Genomic DNA, 12,348 nt, shown 5'->3' on the forward strand with positions numbered 1-12,348 from the left:
AAGTCCGTCGAGACCGGCGTGGTCAAGGTGAGCGGCTCCGGCAACGCGCTGAAGGTCAACGACGCCAACGTCATCTGCGGCGGCGTGAAGACCGCCAACGCCACCGTGTACCTGATCGACTCGGTGCTGATGCCTGCCTGACGTCGACAGCCGTGAAGAAACAGATGTTCGGAATTCCTTTGCGGTGATCACGAAAGGCGGGGCTGACCCAGGTCAGCCCCGCCTTTCTCGTGCGGGTCAGGCCTTGGTGACCCGCACCGCGACGTCCCAGCCGTCACCGGCGGTCCCGGCGGAGCCGTCCGGCAGCGAGTCGGCCAGCGCGACCGACACCGCCAGGGTCTCCTGCGCGATGAAGGCCTCGTGCTCGGCCACGCTCGCCCGCACCTCCGGGCCCGCGGCGATCACCAGGTCGATCCGGTCGGAGATCTCGAAGCCGGCGTCGCGGCGTGCCACCTGCACCACGCGGACCAGGTCGCGCGCGGTGCCCTCCGACGCCAGCTCGGGGGAGACCTCGACGTCGAGCGCGATCGTCACGCCCCGCTGGGACTCGACGACCCAGCCGCTGCGCGGGACCTCGGAGACGACCACGTCGTCCGGTCCGATGGTCGCCTCGCCGTCGGCCAGCGCCACCGTCGCGGATCCCTTCTCCCGCAGCGACTCCACGACCTTCCTGGGGTCCTCGGCGGTGATCGCCTTGGCCACCAGCGGGGTCTGCTTCGCGAAGCGCTTGCCCAGCTCGCGGAAGTTCGGCTTCACGACCACGTCGATCACGTGGCTGTCGGCGTCGAACGGCTGCAGCGCCTTGAGGTTCAGCTCGTCGGCGATGTCGTCGAGCAGGTCCTGCGACAGGGTCTCCCCGGCCGGCAGACCGACGAGCGCCCGCTGCAACGGCTGCCGGATGCGCACCTTGCTGGCCTTGCGCGCGGCACGGCCGGCCTCGGCGAGCGCACGAGCCGTGCTCACCTCGGCGGCCAGCTTGGCGTCGATCAGCGCGGTGTCGGCCACCGGCCACGTCGCCAGGTGCACCGACTCGGTCGCGTCCGGGTTGCCGGGGCGGACGACCAGCTGCCACACCTCCTCCGTGACGAACGGCATGAGCGGCGCCAGCAGCCTGGTCAGCACCTCGAGGCACTCGTACAGCGTCACGAGGGCGTTCGGCTCGCCCTGCCAGAACCGGGTGCGGGACCGGCGGACGTACCAGTTGGACAGGTCGTCCACGAAGTCGGCGAGCAGCCGGCCGGCCTTCGCGGTGTCGTAGTTCTCCATGCGCTCGTCGACGGCGGCGACCAGCGCGTTCAGCTCGCTCAGGACCCAGCGGTCCAGCACGGGGCGCTCGGCCGCGGGCTGCGCGGCCTCCGGGCGCCATTCCTGCTGGGCGGCGTAGAGGGCGAAGAACGACGCGGTGTTCCAGTAGGTCAGCAGGACCTTCCGGACGATCTCGTCGAGCGGGCCGGGGCCGATCCGGCGCGGCGCCCAGGGCGAGCCCGAGCACGCCATGAACCAGCGGAGCGCGTCGGCACCGTGGGCGTCCATCAGCGGGATGGGCGCCAGGATGTTGCCGAGGTGCTTGCTCATCTTGCGGCCGTCCTCGGCCATGATGTGGCCGAGGCACACCACGTTCTCGTACGGCGACTGGTCGAACACCAGGGTGTTCACGGCCATCAGCGTGTAGAACCAGCCGCGGGTCTGGTCGATCGCCTCGCAGATGTACTGCGCGGGGAACGTGGCCGCGAAGGCCTCCTCGCTGCCGGGCACGTGCGGGTACCCGAGCGCGGCGAACGGCATCGCGCCCGAGTCGTACCAGGCGTCGATCACCTCCGGCACCCTCGACGAGGTCTTGCCGCAGTCGGGGCAGGCGAACGTGATGGCGTCGATGTACGGGCGGTGCGGGTCGAGGCCGGACAGGTCCGCCCCGGCGAGCTCGCCCAGCTCCTTGCGGGAGCCGATGGCCGTCACGTGCCCGTCCGCGCAACGCCACAGCGGCAGCGGAGTGCCCCAGTAGCGGGAGCGCGACAACGCCCAGTCGACGTTGTTGTTCAGCCAGTCGCCGTACCGGCCGTGCTTGATGTGCTCGGGGAACCAGTTGGTCTTCTCGTTCTCCCGCATCAGCTCGTCGCGCACCGCGGTCGTGCGGATGTACCAGGACGGCTGCGCGTAGTACATCAGCGGCGTGTGGCACCGCCAGCAGTGCGGGTAGGAGTGCTCGAAGCGCTGGTAGCGGAACAGCAGCCCGCGCGCGGTCAGGTCCTCGACCAGGACGGGGTCGGCGTCCTTGAAGAAGACGCCGCCGACCATCGGCACGTCTTCCAGGAAGCGGCCGTCCGGCCCGACGGGGTTGACCAGCGGCAGCCCGTTCGCCCTGCACACCGCGAGGTCCTCCGCGCCGAACGCGGGCGCCTGGTGCACCAGGCCCGTGCCGTCGGCGACGGTCACGTAGTCGGCCAGCACGACGAAGTGGGCGTCGGGGATCTCGACCAGGTCGAACGGACGGCGGTACCGCAGCGTCGCCAGCTCCGTGCCCCGCAGCGAGGCCAGCACCTCGGCGTTCTCGCCGAGAACGGCGCCCAGCAGCGGCTCGGCGACGACGAAGGTGCCCTCGTCCGTCCGCGCCACCACGTAGGTGACCTCGGGGTTCACCGCGACCGCCGTGTTGGAGACGAGCGTCCACGGCGTCGTCGTCCACACGAGCAGGTCGACGCCGGAGTGACCCGCCAGCGGCTCGACCAGCGGCATGCGCACGTACACCGACGGGTCGGTCACCGTCTCGTAGCCCTGCGCGACCTCGTGGTCGGACAGGGTCGTGCCGTCACGGGGGCAGTACGGCGCGACCCGGAAGTCCTCGACCAGCCGGCCGCCCTCGTGGATGCGCTTGAGCGACCACCACACGCTGTCGACGTACTCCGGCGACATCGTCTCGTAGGGGTTCTCCAGGTCGATCCAGTAGCCCATGCGCTCCGTGAGCTCTGCGAACTCGCCGACGTGGCGCAGCACGGACTCCCGGCACCGGGCGTTGAACTCGGCGACCCCGAACTTCTCGATCTCCGGCTTGCCGGTGATCCCGAGCTCCTTCTCCACCGCGAGCTCGACCGGCAGGCCGTGGCAGTCCCAGCCCGCGCGCCGGGGAACCGAGTACCCCTTCATCGTGCGGTAGCGGGGGAACACGTCCTTGAACACCCGCGCCTCGACGTGGTGCGTCCCCGGATGGCCGTTCGCGGTGGGCGGACCCTCGTAGAACACCCACGCCGGCCCCTGCGCGGTCTGTTCCAGACTCCGCGCGAAAACGTCCTTCTCCTGCCACCACGCCGTGATGCGCCGGTCCAGGGCCCCGAAGTCCACCTTGCCGGGCAAGGTGGCGAAGGGGGAACGGCCGAGCGGGTGCTGGGACATGGTCTCCGCCATGTGCTCCTCGTTCCATCGCACTGTGAAGTGCGGCGTAGCCGCTCGCGGGGACGAAGGCCCGGACACCGGTCCGGACTCCGCGGTACCACCCCGCTTGCGCCCGAGGAACCGGGCACCACTCATTCACACCGCGTGACGTGCGGCACCGTCCGGTTCTACTGAGGCGGGTGACCGCCCGTTCTTCCGGAAGCTCCCCGGTGATGGCCGGATCGACGCTGTTGCGGCCGAGTGTAGCGCTGGGCCATCGGCCACTGGAAACGGTGTCGGCCTCAGCGGACGACCGGGGAACGGCGATCAGCCCGAAATCGCGGGAACCGTGTGCGGCAAGTGAACGCGGCTCGTTGTCCGCTGGATTTCACCGCACGTCGGAACTGTCCAGATGAGCGCGAATGGTGGCCGCGAGCAGACCATCGGGCTGGGGAACGACGGCAAGCGCCTGTCGCCACAACGCGACCGCGTCCCGGGGTTGTCCGGCCACGATGTGCAGATGCCCCAGCAGATGCCTGGCCTTCACTTGAGTGAGCGCGTCACGCACTTCGTCGGCCAGTGACATGGCCTGCTCGGCGTGCTCGCGCGCCGCCTCGAACTCACCGAGGTCGAACTCGATTGCGGCGCGCACGGCGAGTGCGTGGCACGTCTCCACCTGATCACCGGAAGTCTCATGCGCTCGCAGGGCCTGCAGGCAGAACCCCAGTGCGGTGTCGGGTTCGCCCAGTTCCTGGTGCAGAGCCGCGAGAGCCGTCAACGTCGAGCCCCGACCACGCACGTGGTTGATGTCCAGCCGTATCCGCAGGGCCTCCAGGTACGCGGACCTGGCATCGTCGAGGTTGCCCAGCCTGTGGTGTGCCATGCCGATCCGGTGGAAGGCGAATGCCTCACCTTCGCGTGCACCGAGCCGTCTGTTGATCGCCAGAGACCCCTGGTGGTGGCGCAACGCCTCGTGGTCGTTGCCGCGTTCGAAGTGGATGGTGCCGAGGTTGTGCAGCACAGCGGCCTCGCAGGGTTCGTGCCCGACTTCCCGCGACCTGTCCAGGCTGGCCCGGAACTGCCGGTACGCGTCGTCGAGCCGGCCGACGCTGAGGTACATCAGACCGAGGTTGTTCCGCGTCCCCATCTCCGCTTCCGGCAGTGCGCTCTTCGCCGCGGACTCGAGCACGAGTTCGTGGCAAGTCACCATGTCGTCGCGGTATCCGGACTTCTCGTCGCGGAACCCCGTCCTCTCGGGGCGGTACGCCGATCTCTCGAAGACCTCCCGCAGAGCAGCGGGGAGCCTCCAGGCGTGCTCGTGCATACCCCTCGTCGTCGCGGCCAGCCTCGTCGCGGCCACCAGGTTTCCGCGCTCGTACACGCACCAGTCGAGCGCGGCCTTGTCCGTCGTGAAGGACAGCGGGCGCAGGACACCGGTGTTCTCCAGCGGAGGAACCGGGGAGCTCTGCGGAGACAACCGCATGCTCGCCGCACAGCTGGTTTCGACGTACCACGTCAGCAGCCGCTCGATCGCGTCCCGCCGGTCCGCCGAGAGGTCGGCCTGGCGGACGCAGTCGCCGGCGTACTCGTGCAGCAGGTCGTGCAGCCGGTAGCGGTTCGCCACGTCCGGGTCGAGCAGGTGCACCCTGACCAGCAGGTTGAGGTGCTTGGTCGCCTCCTCGGGCGTGATGTTCGCGAGCGCCGCGGTGGTGTGGCTGCTCACGCGCGTACCGGGATGCAGGCCGAGGAAGCGGAACACCCGTGCTGTGTCCGGTGCCAGCGCCTGGTAGCTCCACGAGAACACCGCGGGCAGGCTGAGCAGCTCGTCGTCCTCGTCGTGCACCGCGAAGAGGTCGCGCTGTGCCATGAGCTGCTCGGTGAGCTCTCCCAGCGTCTCCATCGGCCGGTCCGCCACGTGCTGGCCGATGATCTTCAGGGCCAGCGGGAGCCCCCCGGACAGCGCGGCGATTCCCAGCAGTCCCGACTCGTCGTCGGATGCCCGCGCGTCGTCGATCGTCGAACGCAGCAGCTCGACGGACTCGGACGAGGTCAGCTCCGGTACGGCGACCGGGTAAACACCTTCCCTGATCGCGAGGCCGCGCAGGCGGTCGCGGCTGGTGAGCAGGACGAAGGAGTCGGGGATGGCGGCGACCAGCGGGCGCACCTGTTCGGAGTCGCGCACGTTGTCGATCACCAGCAGCACGTCGCGACCAACCAGTACGCGGCTGAGCAGCATGGGCCTGCGCTCCGGTTCCGCGGGGATCTGCTCCGTGGGCACGCCCAGCTGGTCGAGCAGCAGGGAGATCGCGTTGTCGGCGGTCAGCGGTTCCTCCCGGCCGTAGCCCCGCATGTCCAGCAGCACCCTCCCGTCGGGGAAAGCCGCCCGGTGCCGGTGTGCCCAGTGGATCGCGAGCTGGGTCTTCCCCACGCCGGGCATCCCGTGCAACGCGACCACCGGTGTGCTGCCGTGTTCCCGCAGCCTGAGGAACCCGTCGAGCCTGGCGATCAGGTCGCCCCGGCCGGCGAAGCGGCCGTACGAGGCTCGCGGGAAGGTGTGCACGAGCGGGAGGACATCGGGTGCGGGCCGCGCGGTGCCGGCCCGTTGGTCGAGTAGACCCAGGTAGAACTGGGTGATCTCGGCCGAGGGCTCCAAGCCGAACTCACGGCTGTGCTCCTGGCGGTACTGCGAGTAGAACGCCGTTGCCCCGTGCCGGTCGCCCAGTCCGTCAAGCGCTTTCATCCGCTGCAGGGCGAGCGTGCCGTCCAGCGGGTACCTCTCCATGAGCGGTACCAGCTCTCGCAGGACCTCGCCGTACTCGCGCAGATGGATTCCTGCTTGGAACAGCGCCTGGTATGCGTGCAGCAGGTCGTTGCTCTCCATGGAGTCGCGCCGGTGTTCGGCCCAATCACCTTCGACGTCCGCGAGCGGAACTCCTGACCAGAGATCGATCGCCTCGGTCAGGCGGGCCTTGGCGGTGGAATGATCACCAATGGCACTCGCGGCCCGGCCGGAATCCGCGATTCTGCGGAAATGGTGGTAGTCGACCAGGTCATGGTCGAGATCGAGCCGGTACGCATCACCGTCTTTGATGACGATGTTGCGCTTGATTCCGGATTCCTTGAAAACTCTCCTGATTCGGCTCACCTGAGCCTGCATGGTGCCGCGCACCTGGTCACGAGCCTTGCCTGGCCACAACACCTGGATCAAAGTGTCCACCGGCACAGGCCGCTTCACGTTCAGCAGCAACAGTGCCAGCATCGCGCGTTGTTTCCTGGCGCCCAGCGGTATGAACGCCGTCCCCACTCGCAGCGTCGTCTCTCCCAGGATCGTGAGTTTCACAGGGCCACCCCTCCCTGTGTGTCACCGTAACGTTGGCCGGCAGCTCCCAGTGACCATTTTGCAAGCGAACTGCAAGTCCATTGGCAAAGTGCACCCGGATGCTCGAACGATCCTGTCACTTTTCCCGTCGTATTGGAAAGTGGGTCGGTTCATGAGCGCATCCGGATGGCTTGACGTTCCTGTGGGCATCGATGCTCACCAGTGGGTGACCCGGCGCGGCTGCCGCACCGTGCTCGCCGTCGCTCACACGGTCACGAGTTGCGAGAGGGTGCTGGAGGCGGTGGAGCTGCTGGAGAACGACCATCGGGTGCAGGTGGTCTTCACCCAGGCGCCGGACGTGTTCGGCAACGGGGTGGAGGACCTCCTGCGCGCTGTCGGAGGTGTGGTCCTGCCGTGGGAGCAGGCGACGCGGGAGCGGTTCGACCTGGCGCTCGCGGCCGCGTTCGGCTCGCTGCACCGGGTGCACGCACCAGTCGTCGTCATGCCGCACGGAGCCGGGTACGCGAAGGGCCATCGAAGTGCGACCGGCGAGTTGAGACCGTACGGGCTCGACACCCAACGCCTGCTGCACAACGGGAAACCGACCGTGAGCATGGTCGTGCTGTCCCACGACAACCAGCTCGACCTGCTGCGTGAGCAGTGCCCTGAGGCGGTCGACGTGGCCGAGGTGATCGGCGACCTCTGCTACGACCGCCTGGTCGCCAGCCTGCCGGCCCGAGCTGCCTATCGCGAAGCGCTCGATGTGGCGCCCGAGCAGGAACTGGTGGTGGTGACGTCGACCTGGGGCGCCGGCTCTCTCTTCGGGACGCACCTCGACCTCGTTCCCCGGTTGCTCGACGAGCTTCCCGCCGACAGGTTCCAGCTGGCCGCACTCGCGCATCCCGGCGTCTGGTTCGGTCACGGACCGCGGCAGGTCAAGGCCTGGCTCGCGGACTGCGTCGACGCGGGACTCAGGCTGTTCGCCCCTGAGCTCGACTGGAGGGCGGCGCTCGTGGCAGCGGACCACGTCATCGGCGACCTCGGCTCCACGACGGCCTACGCGGCGGCCATCGGCAAGTCAGTGCTGCTGGTGGAGACACCGCTGCTGTCGGCGATCGCCGGGAACGCGCCGCACGCCCGGTTGCGAGACCTCGCGCCGAGGCTGCGCACCGATCTCCCACTCGCCGAACAGCTGACCGGGCGCTTCGACATCGCCGGTGAGGTGGCCCCGATCGTCACCTCGCGTCCGGGGCGTGCGGCCGGTAACTTGCGTCAGTCCTGCTACCGGTTGCTCGGCCTCGCCGAACCGGGCGCGCATCGCGCGCTCGCCGCCGTTTCCGTTCCCCAGAACTGGTGCCGATCGTGAAACTCGATCCCCTGGTGGTGACCGTGCGCGGCGCCGCCCTGCCCTGCGCCTGTTCGGTGGCGGACGTGATTCGCACGTCCGCCACGACCGCTGACGCCGGACTCGCCGGTGCGAGCGACCTCCTCTCCGCGTTGCCCGGTCTGACGATGGTCGCGGTGGCTCTTCCGCCCGACCAGATCGCATTCGTGACGCGGGAGCGGTACCTGTTCACGGCCGCACGAAGGCCGCACCTGGTCGAGGACGTCTACCTGTGGTGGGTCACCCGTCCACGCGTCCCGCTGCCCCGGTCATTCCAACTCGGCCAGCCGTTCACGGACGGCCTGAGCCTGGGGAGAACCGAGTGACCGGAATATCCCCTCTGCCGCAAGGAGGTGTTCACGCGCCTCCGTGGCACGGTTCAACCCGTACGCCACCTCGCCGAGCACGTGGAGCGCCTCGGCTCGTCCGTGGTCCGAACCGAGCGCCTCCATGAGGCCGAGTCCCTTCCTCGCACGTTCGTCAGCGGCCGCGAGAGCACCGGTGCGGTGCTCCGCGGCAGCAAGAGCGACGACAGCGCGTGCGTGGTTGTACGGATCTGTCGCTCCGAGCTCGCGGAAGATCCCCTCGGCGAGGACGAGGCGCGGCACAGCCTCCGCCGCGCGATCGAGGTCCACCAGAACCCGGCCGAGGTTGATCAGGTTGAGGCCGGCCGCCCTTGTCATCCCCATCGCGGTCGTGGCTTCGACGAGGAGTTCGAACTGGGCCAAGGCCTCTTCCTCGCGCCCGGTCTCCCGGTACAGCAGGGCGAGGTACTCCCTGGCATCGCAGACGCCGCGCTCGTCGCCCATGCGCGTCCACAGCTCCATCGACTCGGCCAGGTGTCGTTCGGCCGCTTCGAAGTCGCGTGCGATGGTGGACGCCCGTCCAAGCCGCTTGAGCATGTCGGCCAGAGCGAACTCGTCGCCCCACTGACGCGCGGCGGCCACACCCCGTTCGTCGACCTCCATCCGGTCCCGGTAGTGCTTTCGAAGCAGGAACAGCGGCCACAGGACGTCGGACAGGTGCCAGGCGAGTTCGGCGAAGCCGTGCTCGAACGCCGCACGTCCCGCACCGACGAGGTTCACGCGCTCGCGCTCCAACCACCCGAGAGCGTCGTCCCTGTCGCCGAACGACGGCACCGAGAGGGGTGAGGACGAGAACGCGTACGGAAGTCTCCTGCGGTAGGGCGTCAGCACCTCGTCGGCGTGCATCGCCGCAGCCAGGTACCACTCGGCGATGCGCTGGAGCGCGGCGAGGCGTTCCTCCCGGGGGTCGTCGGATTCGAACCGCTGTGCCGCGTGCAAGCGCAGGAGGTCGAGATAGCGATATCTGTCCTCCGCGTGCTCTTCCAGCAGGTTCGCGTCCACCAGGAACTCCAGCAGCGAATCCGTTCGCGACGAGTCGGCCAGCACTGCGGACACGAGCTCTGGGCCGAAGTCGCCGCCGGGGTGCAGGCTCAGCCGCCGGTACGCGGTGGCCGCCGCGGGGTCCAGCATGCGGTACGACAAGTCGAAGGTGGCTTTCACCGACAGCTCTCCCGAGGGTGACAGGTTCACGAGCCTCGACCGCTCGTCGAGGAGCTCGTCGTGGATGCGGCGCACGGACCACCTGGAGCGCAGCAGCAACCGTGCCGCCGCGACGCGGATGGCTATGGGCAGCCCGTCGCAGAGCGCCACGAGGTTCTTCGCGTGATCCCGTTCTCTCGCCACGCGTTCGTCACCGACGGCACCGGCGAACATCTTGTACGCGGAGGCCGCCGACAGCGGGCCCACCTCGACCAGATGCGCACCGTCGCCGACAAGACCGACCAGTTTGCTCCTGCTGGTGACGACCACGAGGCTCGACGGCGACGGTGGGACGAGCACGCGCGCCTGCGCGGCGGACAACGCGTTGTCGAGCACGACGAGCAGCGCCTTGCCCGCGGTGAGCGACCGGTAGAGCGAGATCTGCTCGGCCAGGTGCACCGGTACCCGCTCGGGGGCGGTGCCCAGTGCGCGAAGGAACGACCCGAGAGCTTCGCCGGGATCTGTGGGAGCTGTGGAGCTGAAACCGTTCAGGTCCACGAAGAGCTGTCCGTCCGGGAAGTCCTCCCGCAGCGACGCGGCCCACCGCAGCGACAGAGCGGTCTTGCCGACACCTCCAGGCCCGCTGAGGACGACGACCTTCGCGGACTGCCCGGTGTGCGGAATCGCCTGCAGCAGTTCGAGCTCGGCATTCCGCCCGGTGAAGCTCCGCGGCGGAGAGGGCAGCTGGCGCGGGACCGGCGTGACGTCGCCCTGGTGGATGTGCACCCCGCCCTGGACGACTCCGGCCTGGACGCTCGTGCCGGTGATCGACCCCGACACCTGGTTCCTGATCGCTCCGGCCTGGTCCGCCACGGCTCAGGCTGTCCCGTGATGAGGACTGCCGGGTCCGCGCAACCGGGTGTTGGCCTCGACCAGCAGTGTCCGTATGGTTCCGAACGACAGTTGGTGCTTGCTGCTCAACGCGCGGATGCTGGCACCTGCCTCGTACTCCCGCCTCAGCATCAGGCCCCCCTGGACACGCATCGGATCGTCATCCCTCCGATACTTCAACACCTCGCCGAGTGGTGCTTCGTCAAGCATTGGATCAGGTTCGGGTTCCACGGCGGGATCCGCGCGGTCGACGAACTGCTCCGGTGTTACGCCACAAAAGTAGAGCAATGCCTCGACTTCCGGCGGAAACAGCCGCTCCTTTCTCGAGCGCACGCCCTGGGCGATGTCTTGGAGAATCTTCAGCGGATCTGCCTTGTACAGGGTGAAAATCCGCACCAGGCGCCGCATGGACGGCCGCCAGGTCGCTTCTTCGTAGAGCCGCAGGGTGTCGGAGGTTACGCCGATCAGTCCGGCGGCCTCCTCGCGTGAATAGCCGCACTTCTCCCGCAGCTCGGTCAGTCGCTGACCGAGTGCCGGTCTGTAGGCGGCGAGTTCGCCGACCGGTTCAGCGGTTCCGCCTTGCTGGCCTGACAATTCCTTGTCCGCTGGCATGACTCCCCCATGTTGCCGGTCACACTCCGCGTGAAAAGAAGTCGTTCGCATGCGCCATTCCGTTACTCGATCTTGGAGCCGGCTCGACCCCCGCTGTGCCGAACGGTCGCAGTCGGCCTGACCCGGCATGACGAATGGAAGAGTGAACAGAGCCTTTGTGGCGGCGACGATAGCAAACGCGTTTTAGAAAGGCGCGTATCACCCGATGAGGTAATAGTTAAGCGCAATGTCATTGTATTAACGCTGATCGAGGCGGCTGAAGTTCGCTGCTCAGCTATCGTGCTAACCGTCATCGGGGTGCGCTCACCCGAAATAGTGAACGGGCAGCGCGGCCGGTGATCGGTCGTCGAATATGATCACCGGCTGCGCGCCGGAACTCCACACCGTTGGAGCGGAGAACGACGCCATGGCCGAAGCGGGCGCCGCATGTCGCGCCAGCGTTCCCCGCGCCTTGTGATGGTGTCGGCGCTGGCTCCTCGCAGGTCTCGAGGCCCTGATGATCAGGGAAGAACCTCGAGGGAACCGCGGGCACCGCCACGCGTCCTCTGGTGTGAAGAGCTGTGAGAAAGGACGGTCCAGGTAGGACCGTCCATCAACGACAAGACCTGCCGAGTTGGACGATGACTAGTAGCTGTAGCCAATCCACTGGCACCAGAACTCGGCCGCGTGGGTCAAGTAAAAGTTGATCGTTGCGGGCATCACAGCAAGGTCCTCCAGATGATGTGTTGGAGAGATCCTCCCACGAGTCGATCATCCGGCTCGGCCGGGGGTGACTGAACCTCGCGACCGGACCGCTCGGTGAAGCCGTCCTCGTTGGACAGTTGGTTGCGGCAGCGCGTGGGGTGCGCCGGCGCAGCGAGCTGATCTGTGATGATCGTGGCCGGCTTCACCGGCTCCTCGCCGTCCTGCGCCGGAGACCGGAGCAGCGGCAAGTGCGGCAAAAGCGAAAAAGCAGGCCGAGACGAATCTCGACCTGCTTCTCCGGTGTACGCCGCCAGGGACTCGAACCCCGGACCCGCTGATTAAGAGTCCTCGGGTGAGCCTCGGTGGTGGTGTCGTGTGATGTCGCCGAGTGCCGTTTCTGCACTTCAGGTCCACGATGTGGAGCTTCAGCCTGTTGATCGATGTCGGCCAGTGTCGCCGCAGGTCAATGCGCTCGGGCCCGTCCCGGGCTCGCATTCGGGGATGTTGCAGGACGTATCCCGGGCGGTCACCGTGATCATGTCGGCGGTCGTAGGGCTGACGTTTCTCTTTGGCTTTGGCAATGTCCT

7 protein-coding genes are annotated in these 12,348 nt (G+C 68.0%); 3 read left to right on the forward strand and 4 right to left on the reverse strand.

Features of this window, described 5'->3' with window-relative positions; all coding sequences use genetic code 11:
• A partial coding sequence (locus tag VM306_RS23490) for a fasciclin domain-containing protein (protein WP_325518552.1) occupies window positions 1-141 on the forward strand: 141 nt, incomplete at its 5' end.
• A gap of 96 nt (window positions 142-237) precedes the next feature.
• Here the strand turns inward: VM306_RS23490 and ileS are convergent.
• Both ileS and VM306_RS23500 read right to left on the reverse strand, forming a co-directional pair.
• Window positions 238-3,399 (reverse strand): isoleucine--tRNA ligase, encoded by a 3,162-nt coding sequence (ileS, locus tag VM306_RS23495; RefSeq protein ID WP_325518634.1) that lies wholly within the window; start codon window positions 3,397-3,399, stop codon window positions 238-240.
• A 355-nt stretch (window positions 3,400-3,754) separates the two neighbouring features.
• Entirely contained in the window at window positions 3,755-6,706 is a 2,952-nt protein-coding gene (locus VM306_RS23500; protein ID WP_325518636.1) for an AfsR/SARP family transcriptional regulator, read from the reverse strand.
• Between the two features lie 181 nt (window positions 6,707-6,887).
• Between VM306_RS23500 and VM306_RS23505 the strand changes: the two genes are divergently transcribed.
• Together VM306_RS23505 and VM306_RS23510 are read left to right on the forward strand one after the other, a co-directional pair.
• The gene (locus VM306_RS23505; RefSeq protein WP_325518638.1) at window positions 6,888-8,051 is read left to right on the forward strand and encodes a hypothetical protein; all 1,164 of its coding nucleotides are present in this window, start codon (window positions 6,888-6,890) and stop codon (window positions 8,049-8,051) included.
• The gene (locus tag VM306_RS23510) at window positions 8,048-8,395 is read left to right on the forward strand and encodes a hypothetical protein (protein WP_325518640.1); all 348 of its coding nucleotides are present in this window, start codon (window positions 8,048-8,050) and stop codon (window positions 8,393-8,395) included. Before VM306_RS23505 ends, VM306_RS23510 begins: the two co-directional genes overlap by 4 nt.
• Here the strand turns inward: VM306_RS23510 and VM306_RS23515 are convergent.
• The gene (locus tag VM306_RS23515) at window positions 8,339-10,447 is read right to left on the reverse strand and encodes an ATP-binding protein (protein WP_325518642.1); all 2,109 of its coding nucleotides are present in this window, start codon (window positions 10,445-10,447) and stop codon (window positions 8,339-8,341) included. The genes VM306_RS23510 and VM306_RS23515 overlap by 57 nt on opposite strands.
• A 3-nt stretch (window positions 10,448-10,450) precedes the next feature.
• Window positions 10,451-11,077, reverse strand: a complete 627-nt coding sequence (locus tag VM306_RS23520; RefSeq protein WP_325518644.1) for a helix-turn-helix domain-containing protein — start codon at window positions 11,075-11,077, stop codon at window positions 10,451-10,453.
• Window positions 11,078-12,348: the final 1,271 nt, after the last annotated feature.

The organism is Lentzea sp. (genome assembly GCF_035525475.1).
Classification (GTDB): Bacteria; Actinomycetota; Actinomycetes; order Mycobacteriales; family Pseudonocardiaceae; genus Lentzea.